At 70.0% G+C, this 19,357-nt stretch carries 21 protein-coding genes; 10 read left to right on the forward strand and 11 right to left on the reverse strand.

Annotated features, from left to right (window positions below; all coding sequences use genetic code 11):
* Complete coding sequence (locus ACFT9I_RS14935) at positions 1 to 240, reverse strand: hypothetical protein (RefSeq protein ID WP_382564243.1); 240 nt, start codon at positions 238 to 240, stop codon at positions 1 to 3.
* An 88-nt stretch (positions 241 to 328) separates the two neighbouring features.
* On the opposite strand from ACFT9I_RS14935, the gene ACFT9I_RS14940 reads away from it, so the two are divergent.
* Both ACFT9I_RS14940 and ACFT9I_RS14945 read left to right on the forward strand, forming a co-directional pair.
* On the forward strand, positions 329 to 583 hold the full coding sequence (locus ACFT9I_RS14940; RefSeq protein ID WP_382564245.1) for a hypothetical protein: 255 nt from the start codon (positions 329 to 331) through the stop codon (positions 581 to 583).
* Positions 584 to 786: 203 nt separating this feature from the next.
* Entirely contained in the window at positions 787 to 1,095 is a 309-nt protein-coding gene (locus tag ACFT9I_RS14945) for a hypothetical protein (protein WP_382564246.1), read from the forward strand.
* Between the two features lie 91 nt (positions 1,096 to 1,186).
* Here the strand turns inward: ACFT9I_RS14945 and ACFT9I_RS14950 are convergent, their stop codons facing one another.
* A complete protein-coding gene (locus tag ACFT9I_RS14950) occupies positions 1,187 to 2,797 on the reverse strand; it encodes a serine/threonine-protein kinase (protein ID WP_382564248.1) in 1,611 nt (536 codons plus the stop codon).
* Between the two features lie 267 nt (positions 2,798 to 3,064).
* Here ACFT9I_RS14950 and ACFT9I_RS14955 point away from each other — a divergent pair, with 267 nt between their 5' ends.
* Positions 3,065 to 4,288 (forward strand): serine hydrolase domain-containing protein, encoded by a 1,224-nt coding sequence (locus tag ACFT9I_RS14955; RefSeq protein ID WP_382564250.1) that lies wholly within the window; start codon positions 3,065 to 3,067, stop codon positions 4,286 to 4,288.
* A 32-nt stretch (positions 4,289 to 4,320) separates the two neighbouring features.
* Here ACFT9I_RS14955 and ACFT9I_RS14960 read toward each other — a convergent pair whose 3' ends face one another.
* Positions 4,321 to 5,136 (reverse strand): class I SAM-dependent methyltransferase, encoded by an 816-nt coding sequence (locus ACFT9I_RS14960; RefSeq protein ID WP_382564251.1) that lies wholly within the window; start codon positions 5,134 to 5,136, stop codon positions 4,321 to 4,323.
* Positions 5,137 to 5,331: 195 nt separating this feature from the next.
* On the opposite strand from ACFT9I_RS14960, the gene ACFT9I_RS14965 reads away from it, so the two are divergent.
* The 5 genes from ACFT9I_RS14965 to ACFT9I_RS14985 all read left to right on the forward strand — a co-directional run bounded on the left by ACFT9I_RS14965 (position 5,332) and on the right by ACFT9I_RS14985 (position 9,613).
* The gene (locus tag ACFT9I_RS14965; protein ID WP_382564253.1) at positions 5,332 to 6,261 is read left to right on the forward strand and encodes a LysR family transcriptional regulator; all 930 of its coding nucleotides are present in this window, start codon (positions 5,332 to 5,334) and stop codon (positions 6,259 to 6,261) included.
* 78 nt (positions 6,262 to 6,339) lie between these two features.
* Positions 6,340 to 6,882, forward strand: coding sequence for a DapH/DapD/GlmU-related protein (locus tag ACFT9I_RS14970; protein ID WP_382564255.1), 543 nt, complete (start codon positions 6,340 to 6,342; stop codon positions 6,880 to 6,882).
* 175 nt (positions 6,883 to 7,057) lie between these two features.
* Positions 7,058 to 7,738, forward strand: a complete 681-nt coding sequence (locus ACFT9I_RS14975; RefSeq protein WP_382564257.1) for a DUF4232 domain-containing protein — start codon at positions 7,058 to 7,060, stop codon at positions 7,736 to 7,738.
* Positions 7,739 to 7,895: 157 nt separating this feature from the next.
* The gene (locus tag ACFT9I_RS14980) at positions 7,896 to 8,807 is read left to right on the forward strand and encodes a RimK family alpha-L-glutamate ligase (protein ID WP_382564259.1); all 912 of its coding nucleotides are present in this window, start codon (positions 7,896 to 7,898) and stop codon (positions 8,805 to 8,807) included.
* A 5-nt stretch (positions 8,808 to 8,812) separates the two neighbouring features.
* Complete coding sequence (locus tag ACFT9I_RS14985; protein ID WP_382564303.1) at positions 8,813 to 9,613, forward strand: RimK family alpha-L-glutamate ligase; 801 nt, start codon at positions 8,813 to 8,815, stop codon at positions 9,611 to 9,613.
* A gap of 64 nt (positions 9,614 to 9,677) precedes the next feature.
* Here the strand turns inward: ACFT9I_RS14985 and ACFT9I_RS14990 are convergent, their stop codons facing one another.
* The 3 genes from ACFT9I_RS14990 to ACFT9I_RS15000 form a co-directional block, all read right to left on the reverse strand.
* Positions 9,678 to 10,952 (reverse strand): low temperature requirement protein A, encoded by a 1,275-nt coding sequence (locus tag ACFT9I_RS14990; protein WP_382564260.1) that lies wholly within the window; start codon positions 10,950 to 10,952, stop codon positions 9,678 to 9,680.
* A gap of 220 nt (positions 10,953 to 11,172) precedes the next feature.
* A complete protein-coding gene (locus ACFT9I_RS14995; protein ID WP_382564262.1) occupies positions 11,173 to 12,477 on the reverse strand; it encodes a peptidase in 1,305 nt (434 codons plus the stop codon).
* 406 nt (positions 12,478 to 12,883) lie between these two features.
* Positions 12,884 to 13,657: a polysaccharide deacetylase family protein gene (locus ACFT9I_RS15000; RefSeq protein ID WP_382564264.1), complete on the reverse strand. Its 774-nt coding sequence runs from the start codon at positions 13,655 to 13,657 to the stop codon at positions 12,884 to 12,886.
* A 160-nt stretch (positions 13,658 to 13,817) separates the two neighbouring features.
* Between ACFT9I_RS15000 and ACFT9I_RS15005 the strand changes: the two genes are divergently transcribed.
* Positions 13,818 to 14,138, forward strand: a complete 321-nt coding sequence (locus tag ACFT9I_RS15005; RefSeq protein ID WP_382564266.1) for a hypothetical protein — start codon at positions 13,818 to 13,820, stop codon at positions 14,136 to 14,138.
* A gap of 23 nt (positions 14,139 to 14,161) precedes the next feature.
* Here the strand turns inward: ACFT9I_RS15005 and ACFT9I_RS15010 are convergent, their stop codons facing one another.
* Positions 14,162 to 15,082, reverse strand: coding sequence for an oxidoreductase (locus ACFT9I_RS15010; RefSeq protein ID WP_382564267.1), 921 nt, complete (start codon positions 15,080 to 15,082; stop codon positions 14,162 to 14,164).
* Positions 15,083 to 15,220: 138 nt separating this feature from the next.
* Between ACFT9I_RS15010 and ACFT9I_RS15015 the strand changes: the two genes are divergently transcribed.
* Complete coding sequence (locus ACFT9I_RS15015) at positions 15,221 to 16,153, forward strand: helix-turn-helix transcriptional regulator (protein WP_382564269.1); 933 nt, start codon at positions 15,221 to 15,223, stop codon at positions 16,151 to 16,153.
* Between the two features lie 83 nt (positions 16,154 to 16,236).
* On the opposite strand, the gene ACFT9I_RS15020 is transcribed toward ACFT9I_RS15015, so the two are convergent.
* The 4 genes from ACFT9I_RS15020 to ACFT9I_RS15035 form a co-directional block, all read right to left on the reverse strand.
* Positions 16,237 to 16,836 (reverse strand): hypothetical protein, encoded by a 600-nt coding sequence (locus tag ACFT9I_RS15020; protein ID WP_382564271.1) that lies wholly within the window; start codon positions 16,834 to 16,836, stop codon positions 16,237 to 16,239.
* A 242-nt stretch (positions 16,837 to 17,078) separates the two neighbouring features.
* Entirely contained in the window at positions 17,079 to 17,765 is a 687-nt protein-coding gene (locus ACFT9I_RS15025) for a TetR/AcrR family transcriptional regulator (RefSeq protein WP_382564272.1), read from the reverse strand.
* Between the two features lie 98 nt (positions 17,766 to 17,863).
* Positions 17,864 to 18,331 (reverse strand): hypothetical protein, encoded by a 468-nt coding sequence (locus tag ACFT9I_RS15030; RefSeq protein ID WP_382564274.1) that lies wholly within the window; start codon positions 18,329 to 18,331, stop codon positions 17,864 to 17,866.
* Positions 18,332 to 18,416: 85 nt separating this feature from the next.
* Complete coding sequence (locus ACFT9I_RS15035; protein ID WP_382564275.1) at positions 18,417 to 19,298, reverse strand: haloalkane dehalogenase; 882 nt, start codon at positions 19,296 to 19,298, stop codon at positions 18,417 to 18,419.
* Between the last annotated feature and the right edge of the window lie 59 nt (positions 19,299 to 19,357).

The raw sequence follows: 19,357 nt of genomic DNA on the forward strand, positions 1-19,357 counted from the left end.
TCAGACGCGGACCATGGCCATACCGCGGTTCGCGCCGCCCAGGACACCCACGAGGGCATTCGGTGCCTGCTCCAGCCCCTCGATGACGTGGTAGAAGGGCTTGATCCGTCGGTCTTCGAGCCAGGACGAGTAGTTACGGTCGGCTTCGCCGAACTGGTCCCAGTAGGTGCCGAAGGCGAACCCCTTCATGGTGAGGTCCTTCAGGATCAGGGTGAGCGGCACTCCCTTGGGTCCGCTCATCGACGGTCGCGTCCGCCCCGACTTCCTGTTCCAGCCAGGCGCACTTCTCGGGTCCCCCCCGACGTCGACCACGCGGCAGCCCGCGATCTTGCCGAGCTGGACGACCGCGGATCCGACACCGCCCGCCGCCGCGGAGACCAGCAGCGTCTCGCGGCGCGTGGGCGGCCGGCACGGCGTCACGGAACCAGAGGCGAGCCTGGCCGCCGAGGCGGGGATCGCCCTCTTCAAAGTCGGCTTCCACCACTGGATCGCGGCGGACGAGGAACGCGAGCTGTCACTGCTGATGCGCGAGGCACTGGACGCGCTCAAAGCCGTCACGGCGGGCAGCAGCCCCGGTCGCTGATGACGCGGGCGACCGTCCCGGAGGCGCTCGCGGTCCGTCGGCCGCGGAAGCGGAGCCGGAGCTCGAAGTACGGGGCCGCGACCTGCTGCGGCAGCTGATGCGGGACCCTGCGAACGCGGTTCTCTCGCTGTCGGCCGAACTCATCGCGCCCGGAGCCGAATCGGCTGATGACATTCACGCCACCACCTGAGATGCTCCACAACATGTTCATGATCTTCGCGGCGGCCACTGACGCCGACACCCCCACGGGGCTTCTCATATTCCTTGGGGCCATGGGGGCCGTGGCAGTCATCATCGGAGCGCGGTGGGCGTTCAATCTGCGTGGTGCCGTCGACTCGACCCTGCAGCGCCGACGTGCCGTTCTGGAGTTGAAGGGGCAACGGACGGGCGACCTGGGCCTCGCGGTCAACGATTCCATCGGTCCCTCGTTCTTCCGGATCATCGGATCCGTCGTGGCCGTGGCAGGTTTCGGGCTGTTGGCGTTGAGCTCGATCCTGTTCGCGAGTGCCTGACCGTACGTACGAAGTCATCCGGCATGTCCTGCGAGAACCAGCCGCCGACGCGGAGGAGCGGCTGGTCGGCTCCGCGACCGGACTCCGTCGGCTAGGCCGCGTCTCGCCAGATCGACAGGGCGCCCTGGAGGAAGGCGATGTCCGGCATCGCCGTCGACTTCGTCGAGATCACGAACAGCGCGATGTCCCCCGCAGGGCCCTTGATGCAGATCTCGGTGCCGTTCGCCGCGCCGGCGAGCGGGAGGGTGTGGTTCTTTTCGTCCTTCAGCAGCCGGCGGCACTCTTCGAGGGTGCCGCCCGGCTTCCCGTACAGCTGGAGGAACACGCTTGTGTCGCTCTCCAGTTGGCAACCGATCGACGGGCAGGCGAAACGGATGTCCCCCGTGCGGCCCTTCGGCTCGGTGTCCGGGTCTTTGAGGTTCACCGAGTTCTTCGCGTCCAGCATGATCAGGGGGTACGGCTCGGGCCGTGGCTCCTTGGGCGAGACTGCCTGTTCGCCGGCGTCGTCCAGAGCCGCTGGGTCCGAGGAGTCGCGGCCCGAGGAGCCGGGGCCCGACGACTCGGAGTCCGAGGAGTCGGTGGCCGGGCCCTTGGTGGACGCCGACGAACCCGTGGTGTCCCGCTGATCCGTCCCGCTCGTCGCGTCCAAGACCCGCCAGGTCAGCGCCGATATCAGCAGCGCGCCCCCCGCCAGACCGGCGGCCATGAACAGCGGGGTGCGCCGCCTGCGGACCTTCCGCTCCGGGCGGGTCGGCGGCAGATCAGCGGTCCGGCCGATCAGTGGTTGCGGCTGCGCCGGGGTGGGGTCGGGCACGGGGGGCGGGACCGCGACCGCCGGGCCGCTGATCTCCCGCCACACGGACGGTGTCCCGTCCGCTCCCAGTCGCTGCCGGCACCACTCCACGACCTCCGCCGGAGTGGCCCGCTCCGCCGGATCGGCGGCCAGGCACCGGGCGAACAACGGGCGCAAGGGCTCCGGCAACAGGGACAGGTCTGGTCCGGAGTGCACGATTCTGTACAGCACCTGGACACCCGAGCCATCGCCGTACAGCGGCCTGCCCAGCGCCGCGAACGCCGCCGTCTGGGCGAGGGCGAAGACATCGGTCGCCGCCGTGACCTCTACCCCGGACGCCTGCTCCGGGGCCATGTACGCGGGCGTGCCGACCGTTTGTCCCGTCGCCGTGTACGAGGTTCCGTCGGCGGCCAGTGCGATGCCGAAGTCGATCACGCGCGGCCCGTCGGCGGCCAGCAGTACGTTCGACGGCTTCAGGTCCCGGTGCACGATGCCCTCGGCGTGGATGGCCTGCAACGCCTCGGCCATCCCCGCCATCAGCCACAGCACGGCGGTCACCGACAGCGGACCGCGCCGGGCCACGGCCTCCGCCAGGGACGGGCCGGGTACGTACAGCGTGGCCAGCCAGGGTGGTACGCCGTCCGCGTCGGCGTCGATCAACTCGGCGGTGTACGCCCCGCGGACCCGCCGGGCCGCCCTGATCTCCCGGCCGAACCGCCGCCGGAAGTCCGGGTCGTCGGCCAGCTCCGGCCGTACCACCTTGATCGCTACCGGCCGGCCACCCTGGGTGTGCGAGAGGTAGACCCGGCCCATGCCGCCCGCGCCCAGCCGGGCAGCGAGCCGGTAGCCCGCCACCACGGACGGATCGGTCGCCTGAAGTGGCTTGAAAACATCCGTCACATCACTCATCGGCCTGCTCCCCCCGTACTGATGCATCGGCCAACGACAGCAGCCTAAGGGGCAGGACCTTGAGGTCGTGGCCCCGGGGCCGACTGCAAGCGCGGGGCTGACTGCAAGCGCGGGGCCGACGGCAGGTTCGGGGCCGACGGCCGGCTCCACGCCGTCGTGGCTCCGAATGAGTGGACTCCGCCGCGCCCGGACGGCAGGGGGGCCTCAGCCACGGGGCCGGATGGTGATGTTCAGCCGTCCGCCCCCCTTCTGGAAGAGGCGCCCCACATGCGACGTACTCCCTCCCGCCGTCTGGTGGCCGCCGCGCTGCTCGCGGCCTCCGTGCTGGCCCCGATGGCCCCGATGGCCGCCACCGCCGTACCCGCCACGGCCGTCTCCCCCACAGGAACCGCCCCGCACGACAAGGCCGGCCCCGCGTCCGACGGTCTCGGTCGTGAACTCACCGCCCGGCTCGACAAGACCATCGCGGAGGTCCGCGAGCAGACGGGCATCCCCGGCGCCGTCGTCGGACTGTGGATGCCCGGCCAGGGAAACTACGTCCGCGCGACCGGCGTGGCCGACACCGCCACCGGCAGGCCGATGTCCGCCGACACCTCCGTGCGGATCGGCAGCGAGACCAAGACGTTCACGGTCACCGCGCTGCTCGAACTCGTGGACGACGGCCGGATCGGGCTGGACGACCCGATCTCCGAGTACGTCCACGGCGTGCCCAACGGTCACCGGATCACGCTGCGCCACCTCGCCGAGATGCGCAGCGGACTGTTCCCGTACACCGCCGACCCCGACTTCACACACGATCTGCTGAGTAACCCGGAGCGCACCTTCACGCCCCGGGAATCGCTCGCGTACGGCTTCAAGCACCGGAACACCTTCGCGCCGGGTACGCAGTTCCAGTACTGCAACTCCAACCTCGTCCTGCTCGGCCTGGTGATCGAGAAGGTCAGCGGTCACCGGCTCGCCGACTTCATCCACGAGCGAGTGCTCGGCCCGGCCCATCTGCACCACACGCTGTTCCCGAAGGGCGCCGAGTTCCCCGCGCCGCACCCGCACGGCTACACCGACCAGACGCTGAGCGGCGACACCGCGGACACCACGCACTGGAACCCCAGTTGGGCCTGGGCGGCCGGGGCGATGATCTCCGACCTGAACGACCTGCGCCGCTGGGCCCCGATCGTCGCCACCGGGACGCTGCTGAGCCCCGAGACCCAGCGGCAACGGCTCAAGACGCTGCCCACCGGCTTCCCCGGCACCACCTACGGCCTCGGGATCTTCAAGGCCAACGGCTGGATCGGGCACAACGGCTCGATCCCCGGGTACGAGACCGTGACGGTCTATCTGCCCTCGAAGAAGGCCACCCTGGTCATCATGATCAACACGGATATCCCGTACGAGGGCCAGGAGCCGTCCACCGTCCTCGCCCGGGCGATCACCACGATCGCCACGCCGGACAACATCTACGACAAGGACAGCTCGATCAGCCCGCGCCCGTAGCGCCGCGCCGGCCGCCTGTCAGGGCCTGGTGGTCAGTTGCGGCGGGCCGTGACGAGCCAGGCGCGCGAGTCGAAGTACACGCCGTCGCCGGTGTCGTGGGCGGCGAGGGTGGCGCGTAGCCGCGCGCGTGCCTGCTCGGCCGTCGCGGCGTCGAGGCCGACGAGCAGGTCCTGGAACTTCAGCAGGCGGAGCACGCTGTCGAAGGCGGTGGCGCTGTCGGGGCCGTAGTAGACGGGTTCATGGACGTCGGTGAAGCTGACGTCCGTGAAGCCCGCCGCCGCCAGGATGCCTTCCGTGACGCCCGGGTCGGCGAGTGAGAACGCGTTCGGACCGGAGGCGGGAGACGCGGGAGGCGCAGGGGACGCGGGAGACGTGGATGTCGCTGTCGCCCCGGTGAGACTCCGGCGGATCGCGGAGGCCCATTCATTGGCGTCGCGGTCTTGCCAGACCAGCAGCACCAGGCGCGCCCCGGGGCGCAGGGCGCGTCCGATATTGGTGAACGCGGCGACCGGGTCGGCGAAGAACATCGTTCCGAACCGGCTGATACAGAGGTCGAATTGCGCCGGTGGAAAGCGGTGGACCTGGGCGTCGGCTTGTTCGTAGCTGACGTTGGGCGGTCCCTGTTCGGCACTGAGCCGGCGGGCCCGTTCGAGCATCGGCACGGAGATGTCGACGCCCAGCGCGCTTCCGGTGACGGCGGCACTGGCGGCCTCGCGCGTGGTCCGGCCCGTGCCGCAGCCGATGTCGAGCACATGGTCGTGGGAGCCGACGCGGGCGGCGGCGCGGAGGTGTTCGTTGTGGAGCCGCAACTCCGCGTCGTAGTCGAAGAGTTCTGTCTCTCTGGACATCACGATCACCCGATCCACTCGATGCCGATTTCAACATGTTGTTCGGTATCGTGCCGTACGGCCGTACGGCCCCCGCCAGCCCCGCGCTGTCGCGGACCGCCGAGCCCGGTCGAGGCGCCGTCACCCGGCCTTACGCACAAACAACCGATCCTCCGGGAGCCACAACGATCAGTTGTGGGTGCCTAAGGTGAATCAGTGGACACCGAGGCATTGCGATCGTTCGTCCGGGCGGCCGAGCTCGGGCAGTTGCGACGTGCGGCCGATGAGCTGGGCGTGACGCAGCAGGCGGTCTCCAAGCGGATCGCCGCCCTGGAGCGGGAGCTGGAAGTCCGGCTGTTCACACGTAACGCCCGCGGAGTTGAGCTGACGCTCGACGGTCAGGCCCTCCTCCCCCACGCGCGGAGCGTCGTCTCCGGTGTCGAGCGCGCCGTCAGCGCGGTCAGGCCGGGCTCCCGCGCCCTTCGGATCGACGTTCTCGGTCTGCGGAGCGCGCAGGCCGTGGTGCTGCACGACTACTGGCGGTCGCGGCCCGGAACCGACCTCGACGTGGTGACCCTCCGGGTCGACGACCCGCGCGTAGCGGTCGCCGCCGTCGAAGCAGGGGATGTCGACGCCTCGTTCCGTTCCGTCACCGACCCGGCCACGCTGCCGCCCGGCGTACGGATGATCCACGCGTTCGACTCTCCGCTGGAACTTCTCGTCGGCCCGGGACATCCGCTCGCCTCCGCGCGGGAACTGACGCCGTCGCAGTTGCGCAAGCACCGCATCTGGGTGCCGGGTATCGCGCCCCGTAGCGAATGGGGGGAGTTCTACGACCAGCTCGTCACCGAGTTCGACCTCCGCATCGACGCGGCAGGCCCGCACTTCGGAGACGAAGTACTCCTCGACACCCTCGCGGACTCCGCGGACGTGGCCACGCTCGTCGGGGCACGCGACCGGTACAGCTGGCCGACGAACCACGACCTGCGCCGCATCCCTGTCGTGAATCCGACCCTCGTATACCCGCTCTCGCTCATCCTCCCCCGGACGAATCCGCATCCAGGGATCAGTGGAGTCATCGCCCACCTCGGAAGCCTGCCAAGGCTCCCTGAGCCGGTCTGGCTCCCGTCCTGGGCGACGGCGTGAGCCGCTGCTGACAGCAGCCTCCATCAACGCCTGCGGAGGCGTGTCCAGTTCACCGATTACACGGAAGAGGAACGCCGTATGTCCAACGACCGACTCATGCGCATACACAGCGCCGAGTTCCAGGCCATGGCCGAGAGGGTCCTACGGGTCACCGAACTCACCTCGCGCCTGAACGTCCTGCCCTTCGAGGACGAAGCCGGCAAGGCGGAACTGTTCGAGCAGATCCTCGGCAACCCGCTGCCTGCGAGAGCCACGATCTATCCGCCCTTCTACACGGACCACGGGCTTCAACTGGACCTCGGCGAGCGCGTGTTCATCAACCAGAACTGCACGTTCCTGGACTACGCCGGCATCCGGCTCGGCGACCGCGTGATGGTCGGGCCGAAGGCCACGTTCATCACCGTCGGTCACCCGGTCGACCCTGAGGAGCGAAGAGGGTGGCTGAGCGGCGCGCCCATCGATGTGGCGGAGAACGTGTGGATCGGCGCCGGTGCCATGATCCTTCCGGGCGTCAGCATCGGGCGCGACGCCGTCGTCGCCGCAGGCGCGGTCGTGACCGATGACGTTCCGGCGGCGAGCCTGGTGACCGGCAGCAAGGCAACCGTGCATCGGCGGTGGTGACGGACCCCTCCGCGTGAGCTGTGTAACAGCGGCGTGCCGACGCCGTGCCAGCGACGTCATGGACGTGAGACCGCGTGAACCAGCAGCCATGAGCGGTCCATCCTGATGATCGTAAGCACGAGGTACGAAGCACCTGCCACCCCCGCAGCTGTCACTCCGAACGGAAGAAACTCCAATGAACCGTCGTCTGCGCACCGCCCTTGCCGTCACCGCCGCGCTCGGTGCGGGCCTGCTGATGACAGCGTGCGAGGGAGATGACACGTCGTCAGCGCCGACCGGCGCCCCGTCCTCCGTGACCGCCACGCCGGACTCGTCGACGGCACCCGACCAGGCGTCCGGCGACGGCGACGGTGAGGGCGAGAGCGACGCCGAGGGCGGGGAGAAGAGCAACGGCGGCAGTGAGTCCGGCACTTCGGGAAGCGGCTCGAAGGACACCGGCGACAAGAGCGGGTACGGGCAGACCTGCGGTACCAACGACATCTCCTGGAGCGTCAGTTCCGAGTCCCAGGCGGGCGGCTACTTCCTGATCAAGGCCGCGGCCAAGCCCGGTATCACCTGCGTCATACCCGCCGCGCTGCCGGTCGTGGCCTTCGGATCGGACGGCACCGAGGCCGAGCCCGCAGAGCAGTCCGCGGGCAGCGACATCACGCTGCGCGCGGGAGTCGCCGCCTACGCCGGTGTGAACCCGAAGACCACCGACGAGGACGGCGGCAAGGAGCTGTCCAGCCTCGTCGTCTCCGTCGCCGGCGACGACCCGAACCCGGAGTCCCTGGAGGTCGACCCGTTCGTCGTCGACAAGCCGGTCGTCACCAGCTGGCACACGTCCGCCGCTGACGCTGTCCCCTTCTCGAACTGAGCCGAACTGAGCCGAGCTGGGCTGCACTGAGCTGCACTGAGCTGATCTGAGTTGAGTTGACTTGAGTTGACTTGGTTGAGCGAAACTGGGTGAACGCGGAGCCGCCGCCGAAGCCGGCCGATGTTCAGCACCCCGGGCGGCCAGGAGAAAGAAGCCGATGAGACTCTGCTTTCTGGTGGAGGAGCGCTACCGGAACGACGGCATGCCCAGCGAGGTGATACGTCAACTCACCGCCTGGGGCCACCAGGTGGACGTGCTGTGGCCGGGCAGTGCGCTGGTCCAGCTGCCCGAGACGATCCAGGCCGGCGTCCATGACGCCTGGGTGCTCAAGACGGTGTCCGGGGGGCCGGGGCTGACTCTGCTGGAGGCCGCCGCCGCGGTCGGGCTGACGACCGTCAACGACGCCCGGTCGATCCGTGGCGTACGCGACAAGGCACTCGCCGCGGTGATCGCGCGCAGCCGGGGGCTGCCGATGCCCCGGACGTACGTGGTGGCGCACCCCGATTCACTGGCGGAACTGCCCGACGGGGAGTTTCCGCTGGTCGTCAAGCCCGCCGACGGAAGCTCGGGACGCGCGGTACATCTGGTGCGCTCCCCCGGCCAACTGGCCGCGCTGAACACCGAACTGGCGGGGGAAGGGATGCTGATCGCCCAGTCGTACGTGCCCAACTCGGGGACCGACCTCAAGGTGTACTGCGTCCGCGGCGAGCTGTTCGCGGCCGAGCGGGCCTCTCCGCTCGATCCGCACCAGCCTCGGCGGCCTCAGCGCGAGCGGCGCGTGCCGCTGTCCGCCGAGGTGGCCGGGATGGTCACGGACGTGGGCCGAATATACGGGCTCGACCTGTACGGCGTGGACGTTCTGCTCGGCCCGGACGGTCCGGTGATCGTCGATGTCAACGACTTCCCGAGCTTCCGGCCCGTGCCGGACGCCGTGGCGCGGGTGTCACGTGCCGTCCTGGAACTGGCGCGTGAGGGCAGGACCACACGGGCCGCCCCGGTACCTCTTCCGCTGCCCGGCCCCGTGCGGATCCCCGTACAGCTATCCGTGGCGCGCGGCGAGGGACGATGAGGGCGCTGCGGATCGGTTTCCTCACCCACCGTCCCGACCACCCTCTACTCACCGCCACCGCCGCCCTGCTGACGCCCCGTCATCAGGTGGAGGTGATCGATCCCGGCGCTTCGCCGCCGTGGCCGGCCCCGTCGTCGTCCGGACACCTCGACGTCTGTCTGCTGAAGGCGCGTACACCGTCCGCGCTGGCGCTCGCGCGGTCCTTCGAGGAGCGCGGCGTCCCGGTACTGAACTCGGCCTCGGCGACCGGGCTCTGCCAGGACCGTACGCGGATGGCCGAGCTGGCCCGGTCGGCCGGACTGCCCTTCGCGGCCACCCGGACCGCGCCGAGCCTCGGGCGGCTCGCGGTGGAGACCGGCCTCGGCTATCCGCTGGTCGTCAAGAGCCGCCACAGCCGGCGCGACGACCTCGTCGCCCGCGTCGACGACACCTCGGAACTGACCGCCCTGTGCCGCACCTGGTCCCAAGAACCGGTGGTGACACAGGAGTTCACCCCGAACAGCGGCTGGGATCACAAGCTGTGGGTGATCGGCGACCAGCTCTTCGCCGGCCTGCGCCGCTCGGAGCTGGCACCGGAGGGACGCTCCCCGACACTGCCGCTCGCACCGGCCGATCTGCCCAACGGGTGGGCGGAGATGGCCCGTTCGGTCGGCTCGGTGTTCGCGCTCGACGTGTACGGCGTGGACCTGATCGAGACGGCCGACGGCGCCCCGCTGGTCGTGGACGTCAACGCGTTCCCCGGCGTACGGGGCCAGAGCGGGGCGCCCCACGCACTGGCGGCGCTGACTCTGCGGGCGGCCGCCTGATCGGCGATCGGCGTAAGCGATCGGCGTATCCGGCCGGCGTATCCGACCGGCGTATCCGACCGGGTTACGAGTCCTGCTGCCCGGGAGGCGCGACGGCGGCGAGGTGGACGCCGACGGCGACCGTGGCGGCCGCGACCGCACCGGCCAGCGGGACGGCCCAGTGCCCGGCGGGGCTGGTGGCCAGTACCAGCACCGCGCCGATCGGTGAGACGAGATGCTGCGCCGTACTCCGTTTGAAGTGGCGCGTGTGCACCGCCCACACCGTGATCATGAAGAGTGCGGTGGGGACGGTGACCGCCAGGGAGGCCGTGAGCGTGGAGATGTGCGCGTGGTGGGTGACCTGTTCGACGGCGACCTCGATCCCGGCGCCGATCGCGGCGGCGGAGCCGAAGATCACGTAGTGGCCGTATCCCCAGGCGAACGCCTGCCGGTTGGAGATCAGATACTCGTGGACGGGCACGGCGAAGTAGGTCCAGAACGCGGCGAAGACGATGACGAGTCCCCCCGCCGCGATCGGCAGCAGCTCGTCCAGGGCGGCCGACTCGTCCAGCGCCGACTGCACCGCCACGGTGGCGGCGGAGATCGTCTCGCCGAGCATGATGATGGTGAACAGCCCGTAGCGTTCGGCGATGTGGTGCGGATGCCACGGGGTCCGCCGGCGGTGCTCGGCGAAGGCCGGTACGGCCAGTTCCGCGACGACGAGCGGCAGGAACCCCCAGGTCCAGGCCGCGTTCGGCAGCAACAGCAGCCCCACCCAGCCCAGCTGCACCAGGACGAGACCGGCCGCGTACCGCAGCGCGGTCGTCCGGGCGGCCCCGCTCTCGCCGCGCGCCGCCCGTAGCCACTGCAGAGTGAGCGCGACGCGCATGATCAGGTAGCCCCCGATCGCGACCGTGTAGTCGGCCTGGTCGAAGGCGCGCGGGACTCCGGCGGCCAGGACCAGGACGCCGGCGATCTGCACCAGGGTGGCGAGCCGGTAGGGGACGTCGTCGCAGTCGTAGGCGGAGGCGAACCAGGTGAAGTTCACCCACGCCCACCAGATCGCGAAGAACACCAGCAGATAGCCCGTGATCCCATGCCCGGTGTCCCCCTCGGCCAGGCCGTGCACCAGCCGCGCCCCGGCCTGTGCCACCGCCACGACGAAGCACAGGTCGAAGAACAGCTCCAGCGGAGTGGCGGCCCGGTGCGCCTCGCGAGGATCACGGGCCCGCATCCGGACCAGCGGCACCACGGCCCGGCCGTGCCCGGCACCGGTCGCGGTCTCGTGCCCGGTCGCGGTCTCGTGCCCGATCCCGGTCCCGTGCCCGGTACCGGTCCCGGTGGGGGAGTCCTCACTCATCAGTGCGCCCTTACGCTCGCGCCACCCCGGAGGCGGCCACCTGCCACTCTCGGCACACTGCCCCAGATCCGAGCGGCCCGCAGCCGGGGCTCGCGGACGGGTCTCGCAGTCCTGCGAGCAGTTGTCCGCCGGGCACGGCCAGGAACGGGAAAGGGAACGGGAAAGGGCGCCCCCGGTGACGGAGGCGCCCTCTCTCAGGGTGCGGCTGGGTGGGACCGCGTCAGGAGGCGGAGTTGGTCTGGCGGCGGCGGACGGTGAAGACCGTGACGGCGCCGAGCGCCAGCGCCGCGCCGGCCGCCGCGGCGAGCTGCGGGAGCGGCGAGGAGGAGCCGGTGCTGGCCAGGGAGCCGTCCGTGGAGTCCGTCGGGGTGGTGGACGTGCCGCCCTGCGGCTTGGTGTCCGGGGTCGGCGTGGTCTTGCCGGGCGCGGCGTCGTCGACGTCGCCGGGAACGCTGCCGGCGGCGAGGAGTTCGAAGGCGTACTCGGTGGAGAGGTTGCCGCCGCAGGACTCGTCGTTGTTGAAGTAGTCACCGGCGACGAAGGCGAGGCCGTCCCCGGCCGGGGCCTTGGCGTCGACCTTCAGGCGCAGCTTCACGTCGGCGTGGGCGCCGGCCTTCAGCGGGCTGATGGAGCCGGCGTAGCCGTCGCCCACGTTCTTCCAGCCCGGGGACGCGGCGGTCGACCACTGCAGGTGGAAGGCGTCGTCGATGACGTTGTAGCCGCCCTTGTCCGTGGCGTGGAAGTAGACGAACGGGGAGACCTTGTCCAAGGTCTTCTTCGTACCGTTGGACACGCGGACCGAGAAGTCGGTCGTCGAGCCCGCGACGATCTTGGACGGCAGGCCGTGAGCGACGGTGGTGAGCTTGCTCTCGAACACGCAGTCCGGCTCGTTGGGCTCCTCCGGCTCCTCCTCCTTGGCGTCGGCGAGCGCCTTGTCGGCGGCCTCCTTCGCCTCAAGGGCCTCCTTCAGGGCCTTCTGGACCTTGGAGTACTCCCGGGCGGCGGCGACGCGCGCGTCGTCGGCGACCCGGCCGGCCGTCGCGGCCTTCTCGTCCGCGGCGGTCTTGGCGGCCCCCGCCGAGGCGGCGGCGGTCTCGGCGTCGGCGACTGCCTTCTCCGCGGCCGCCTTCTCCTCGTCGGTGGCGGTCTCCGGCAGCGCGGCGAGTGCGGCCCGGGCGTCGGTGAGCGCCTTGTCGGCGTCCTCCTTGACGGTGGCGGCGGCTGCCGCCTCCTTCCTGGCGGCCGCCGCGGCGACGGTCAGGGGCGCGTCGTCGGAGAGAGCCGCCTCAAGGACGATCTGTCCGGCCCGCTGCGCGGCGAGGGCTTCCTCGTACGCCTCCTGCGCCTGCTCGGCGGCCTTCTCAAGCTCCTCGATGGACGGTTTGTCCCGCTCGTCCTGCTGCGCCTGTGCCTGCGACGCGGCGGACGGCTTGGCGTCGGCGAGCGCGGGCGTGACGGTGAGGAGGACGACAGGGGTGGTGACGGCGGCGACAACGGCCGTGGCGAGAATGCGGCGAATCTTCAACGGAGTCCTTCGCGGGTCCGACAAACAGGTCTGCACAACGGGTCTGAGAGCGGGCCCGAAAAGCGAGGCCCGAAAAGCGGGTTCACATGTTGAGGCAACCGCTGCGGCAGCGACACGCAGGGCTTGGCTGGTGATCGTATGACCGAAAACACCGTTGTCGGAAGCGCGTTAGGCAGAGCGCGAGTGCGGCAGACCGTCCGCACAGGTAGGGCAATTGCCGCGTAAGAGGGCAGTTGCTTTCGGCACACGGGTCACTTTTGTGATCCATGTCATTTCATGGAAGGCGCCGGGAGTCGGCCGCGACGGCGGAAGTCGGGGGCAGCGGAGGTCCGGGGCCGCGTGTCAGTGCGGGCGGGAATCAGTCACCGTACGGGCGGGCCTCAGTCACCGTACGGGCGGACCTCAGTCACCGTACGGGGAAGCCGAAGGAGTACCCCTCCTGCTTCAGCCAGGGCAGCACCTCGCGCAGCGCGGCCACGGTCTGGGAGCGTTCCCCTCCCGCGTCGTGGAAGAGGACGGTCGGCCCGTCGGAGATCTCGCTCTTGACGGTGGCGACCATGGTGTCCACGCCGGGACGCTCGAAGTCCTTGGAGTCCACGTTCCAGCCCAGCGGCCGCATCCCCCGGGACGCGGCGAGCTGCCGGCTGTACGGGGTGAAGGCACCGCCCGGGGCGCGGTAGTACTGCGGCCGGACGCCGCCGGACGCCTTGGTGATCATGCGCTCGGCATCCAGGATCTGCTTGGACTGGTAGGCCTCGGACTTGGTGTCCATGGTGGTGTCGTGCGAGACCGTGTGGTTGCACAGCCGGTGCCCGTCCGCCACCACCGCCTTGACCAGGTCCGGGTACGCCTGGGCCTGTGTGCCCACCATGCAGAAGGTGGCCTTCGTACCGTTGTCCTTCAGCAGTTGCAGCACCTGCGGCGTCCACTTCGGGTCCGGTCCGTCGTCGATGGTGATGTTGACGCCCTGCGGGCCGCGGTCCGAGGCGTGCGCGATGTCCGCCGCCACCTTGGCCACTTGCCGGTCCTGGTCCGGCACGGAGACACGCGCATCCGGCTGCCGCGCGGCGACGGGGTTGGCCTGCGCGGTCCACATCGAGGCTGCCGCGGCCACCGCTGTGACCCCGAGCGCCGTCGTGAGAAGGCGGCCGTGCCATCCCTTTCCCTTGTGCTTTGACATGTTCGCCCGCCCCTTCGCTGTCTCCGCCGATGCCGTGCACTCATGAAGCCATACGAACGCCCGGACAGGACCCCTCTGTTACCGATCAAGGACGAACCCGGAGGGGGCCGGCGACAAACGCGGGAGATCCGCGACGGTCATCCCCGCGGCACTGTCACGGATGCGTACGGCGCTGAACGAGTGCGCCCAGGCGGACATCCCGGCCGAGGAGCGCCCTCAGCGGGTGCGCGAGCTGTTCCTGGCGCCCGGCGCGTACGAGATCCGCCACCAACTGGCCATTGTCGCGCCACACGTTGTCGTCGAGGCTGCCCGCACCGCGTTCGTGGTCCTGCGAGATACCCGGGACCTGCTCCTGCGGGGCCCGGCGATCGACAACGCCGCCTACACGGAGCTGGAGAACCGATTCGATACGGCCGTGGCCGAACTCCGCAGCGTCATGCGCCGCGACCTCGGCGCGGCCGACTCCATCACGAGGAACTGACGGAGGACCGGCCCGTCCGGCCGTCACAGATAGCTGATGCCGGTCAGGCCCTCGGCGGCGGCCCACAGCGTCTTCCCGTACGCCGGGTCGGACGCCTCCGGGTTGGGCTCCGTCGGGGCGACCGGGCCCCGGAACTCCTGGAAACCGGACGGGCCGTAGAACTGGCCGCCGCGTACGCCGGGCGCGGTCGCGGCGTGCAGTTGCGGACGCGCGCCCTCGTGGACCGGAGCGAACGCGCGCTGCGTCCACCGGTCGATGGCCCGTGGGATCGCCCCGCGCTCCTCGAACGCCCGCCGGCTGAGGTTGGTGCGGCAGATCCCGGGGTGGGCGACGACGCTGATGACAGGCGCGCCCGCCTTCTCCAGCCGGCGGTGGAGTTCGAAGCCGTACACGGTGCAGGCCAGCTTGGAACGGGCGTACGCGCGGCGGGGTTTGAAGTTGTTCCGCGACATCAGGTCGTCGAAGTCGAGTCGGGCGCCCCGGTGCGCGGTCGAGCTGATACTGACCACGCGCGCGCCGGCCGCCCGGCTGAGGGTGCCGAGCAGCAGACCGGTGAGCGCGAAGTGGCCCAGCATGTTGACCCCGAGGTGGGCCTCGAACCCGTCGCCGGTGGTGCGGGGCGGGCCGAGGTGGACCACACCGGCGTTGTTGACCAGGACATCGACCGCGGGGAAGTCGTCGTTCATCCCCTTCGCGAAGGCGCGTACGGACTGGAGTGAGGCCAGGTCGAGTTGGCGTGCCTCCACCTGCGCCCCCGGTACGGTCCGCCGGATCTCGGCGACCGCCTGTTCCCCGGCGACGGTGTTGCGTACGGCCATCACCACCTCCGCCCCGCCGCGGGCGAGTTCGGTCGCGGTGACCAGGCCGAGTCCGGAGTTCGCGCCGGTCACGACGGCGAGCCGACCGCTCTGGTCGGGGATGTCACGTTCGGTCCATTCCGTCATGACCGCTGCTCCTGAGGGACGCTGTGCACGGCTGGTGGGCCTCAACGCTAGGAGCAGGGAGGCGAGTTGGCGTCGTACCCGCTTCCCTAGGAGTACGAGACCTACCTTCGGCCCGTGCCGCACCCGCACACTGTCCGTATGGCTGCCGACCACTCGTTCGCCCGTGAACTCGGTGACTTCCTCCGCACCCGGCGCGACCGGCTGCGCCCGCAGGACATCGGGCTGGAGCCCGGCCCCCGGCGCAAGGTCACCGGGCTCAGGCGCGAGGAGATCGCGCTGCTGGCCGGGCTGAGCACCGACTACTACCAGCGCATGGAGCAGGGCCGCGACGTACGCCCCTCCGACCACGTCCTCGACGACCTCGCCACCGCGCTGAACCTCGACGACGACGAGCGCAGGCACCTCTTCGCCCTCGCCCAGGCGGCGCGCCGCCCGCAGCGCGTCCGCAGGCGCCGCGCCCCCGAACGCGTACCGGACGGCACCCGGCACCTGCTGGCCGCCATGAACACCCCCGCCGTGGTGCTCGGCCGGCACCTCGACCTGCTCGCGTGGAACCCGCTCGCCGAGGAGTTGTTCGGCGACCCGAACCAACAGCCGCCGGAGCACCGCAACATGCTCACCTCGCTGTTCCACGACCCCGAGACCCGGATGCGCTGCCCCGACTGGGAAGCCACCGCGCTCCAGTACATCGGCATGCTGCGCGCCGCCGTCGCCACCGACCCGACGCACCCGCGGGCCACCACGCTCATCGGCGAACTCAGCATCCGCAGCGCGGACTTCCGACGGCTCTGGGCGCGGCACGAGGTGCGTGAGACGGTGCACGGGACGAAACTGTTCCGGCACCCGCAGGTCGGCGAGATCACGGTCGAGTGGGGCAGCTATCCGCTGCCCGGCAGTCCCGGCCCGGTCATGTTCGTCTACACCGCCGAGCCGGGCACCCCGGACGCCGAACGGCTGCAGTTGCTGGCGTCCCTGCGTGCCGGCCGCACCCGGCGCGACGGGCACGCGGAGTCCGACGGGCACGACACGCACACCGGGCACGACCGGCACGGTCGGCACCTCGGGTCGTAACAGACCGCCGGTCCCAGGACGCGAAACGCTCGGCTGGGAGACCCCAGCCGAGCGTCTGTTTCTCGTGCCGCCGTCAGATCAGGTCAGATCGTCGGTGTTTCATCGACGATCTCCTTGTGCGGTTCGACAACGAACTTCCAGCCGTCGCTGGGCTCCAGGAACCGCACCCGCGTCGGGTAGATGTCCAAGGCGCGGCGGTCGCGATTCTGGTTGCTCGTGTTCTTCCGCCCCCGGGCCGGCTCCTCGAACAGGTCGACCTTGACGTCCGGCACCGCGGCGACTTCCTCGCTCCAGCGCTGCACGATCCCCGCGCCGAACGCGTCCCGCGCGGAGGAATAGAGCGCCTCCAGGGATTCCTTGTTCCCGTTGGGAACGAAGAGGGCGACGTTCAGGAGGACGCCGGCACTCTGGAGAACCTCGATTTCCTCCCCCGCCTTGTCGGCGACCCAGATCCCGCGCTCTTCGGCATTGTCCGGGAGAACATGAATTTCCTCGCCGAAGATCGTCTTCGCGGCGAAGGACCCTCCCTCGAAATTCTTACCCGGCTCCGTGAGGAAAGCCGAGGCGTAGCAGTCGAGAGGAAGGCCATCCATCTCTGCCGAGACGAAGATGCCGTCCTGGAGCCCCAGTTCTGAGACCTCCTCGGCCGTAAGACGTCGAGCCGTAACCTTCTCGGTATTCACGCCATTCCCCTTTTCTGCGGCGTCCTGTGAATTCATTGAACTCTACCACGAAAACGCTGGACCACTTCCCGTCGGTCAATCGCCAAGTGGAATGCGAGCGGACTTAACGGAATGCAAACAGGTCGAGTCGCACCTGATCACCGATAACCGATCCGACTGATTTCCTCGGCCAATTCCGACAGATCGGTCCCGGCGTTCAACGACAACGCTATTTCTGTTCGGCCCGCCCCGCCCCGCCCCGGTCAGAGGCCGACCGTGTCCGCCAGGCCGTCGGTGTGGGCGCGGAGGAAGGCTGCGGGGTCCGTCACCGTGTCCGCCGCGTAGTGGCCGAAGGTGTCGAACAGGATCGCGCCGATGACCGCGGACCACAGTCCGTAGACCCGGGCCACATTGCCCACCGGCATGTCGAAGCCGAACAGCCCTCGCAGTCGCTCCATGTCGGCGCGGACTGCCGGATCGCGCGGTGCCTCCACCGTTCTCAGCTTGCCCGCTCGCCAAGCGTCCTCGACCAGTCGGGCGAGAGCGAGGGCAAGTCGGGTGCCGGGCTCCACGGTCCGGTCGCCGGGAGCCGTGTAGCCGGGGACCGGTGTGCCGTAGAGCATGGCGAAGCGGGACGGTTCGCGGACGGCCCAGGCGCGCGCCGCGAGTACCGCCGCCTCAAGCCGTTCGCGGTGGGACAGGCGCGATGCCGTCGCGAGGGCCGCGTCGACCTCGTCGGCGAGTTCGTCGTACGCGTCGACGATCAGCAGGGTGATAAGCGCTTCGCGGTCTTTGACGTAGCGGTAGAGCGCCGACGGTACGACTCCGATGTCGCGGGCCACGGCCCGCAGGGACAGGTCGGCCGGAAGCACCGTCGCCAGGTGCTCGCGTCCCACGCGCACGATGTCCTGCATCATCTGCTCGCGTGCTACTTGCCGTGAAGTGACCATGCATCCACCTTATTAGTCAACGGTGTTCTCTCCTGGACCAGCAGTGCGCGAAGGCCGGCCGGGGTGTACCGGCCGGCCGGCCTGCTGCGCGTGACGGCTCAGGCCGCGTACAGCGGAGCGTTCTCGCGCTTGACGACCCGCCAGGACTGCCAGCCGCGGCAGGCGATGTACGCGAAGATCGTCAGCGCCGCGACGGAGGTGTCGGTGATGGAGGACTGCATCCCCTCGGTGGTGTCCAGGATCGTGAACGCCAGGATCGTCGCGGCCACCTTGTGGAAGATCACCATCTCCCAGATCGCCGGGACCTGACGCGGCCGGTACGCGAGCATCGCCCACATCGCGCTGAACACCAGATACCCGAACGTCCGCCAGCCCTCGACCATCATCCGGTCATCGGCCGCATCCGCCATCAGGAACAGCCCGTTGATGAACACCGCGAACGTGACCGCGGAGTTCAGCCCCATCAGGCTCCGGCCGACAAGGTCCCAACGCCGGGACGGGACAGTGGCGGTGGCATTGGCGGTGGTGGTGGAGGAGGTGGCGGTGGTGACGGTCGCTGTGGCCATGACGGGCATCCTTCGAGTGAGGGGACGAGAATCGAGAACACTGTTCTCCGTTGAGAAGAATCATGCCCCACCCCTCCGGGCGAAGTCAAGAACAGTGTTCTCGCTTTTCGTGCAGCCCGTGTCGATCCACCCAGGAGGAGATCGCCGCGGCTATCTCGACGGGACGGTCCTCAGGGGTGTGGTGCCCGGCCGGGGCGTCGTGGTGCGCGACCTCCAGGGCGGCCATGTGCCGCACGCACCAGGCGACAAGGTCGGGGCCCATCATGGCGCCGGGGCCCGGGGCGAAGTCGATCAGCAGTTTGGGGACGTCTTCGCTGGTCGCGAGCCACGCGTCGTACGCATCGACGCGGGTCACGACATCGGCGGGCTCACCCCCCAGGGGCATCGCGCGCGGCCATCGCAGCAGCGGTCGGCGGCTCTCGCGCGTCGGGTAGGGGTGGAGGTACGCGGCCAGGTCGGCGGGGGCGAGGGAGGTGGCCACCGTGCCGGGCAGGCCCTTCTCGATCATGACGTTGTCGTCGAGGATCATCGCCTCGCCCACCCCCTCCGTCTTGATGGCCCGGAACAACTCGCGTCCGCCCGCCGGGAATTCGTCCCAGGTCATCGGCTTGACGATGGTCTCGGTGAAGGCGATACCGCGGACCCGTCCGGGGTGGCGGGCGGCGAAGTCAAAGGCGAGCGCGCCGCCCCAGTCGTGACCGACCAGGACGACGCGGTCGAGGCCGAGCGCGTCGAACCAGGCGTCGAGGTAGCGGGCGTGGTCGTCGAAGGAGTAGTCGATGTCGGGTTTGCCTGAGTCGCCCATGCCGATGAGGTCGGGGGCGAGCAGGCGGCCCCGGCCGACGGCCGGCAGGACGTCGCGCCACAGGTACGACGAGGTGGGGTTGCCGTGCAGGAAGACGATCGGCGCGCCCGAGCCGTGCTCGCGGTGGGCGATCGTCGAGTCGAGGACGGGGGTGGTGGGCATGCGGGTTCTCCCGGGGGTGGGGTGAGTTGAGGCCGTGTGACGGACCGTCGGATCCCTGG

This window comes from Streptomyces sp. NPDC057137 (assembly GCF_042670825.1).
In the GTDB taxonomy this organism is placed as follows: Bacteria; Actinomycetota; Actinomycetes; order Streptomycetales; family Streptomycetaceae; genus Streptomyces.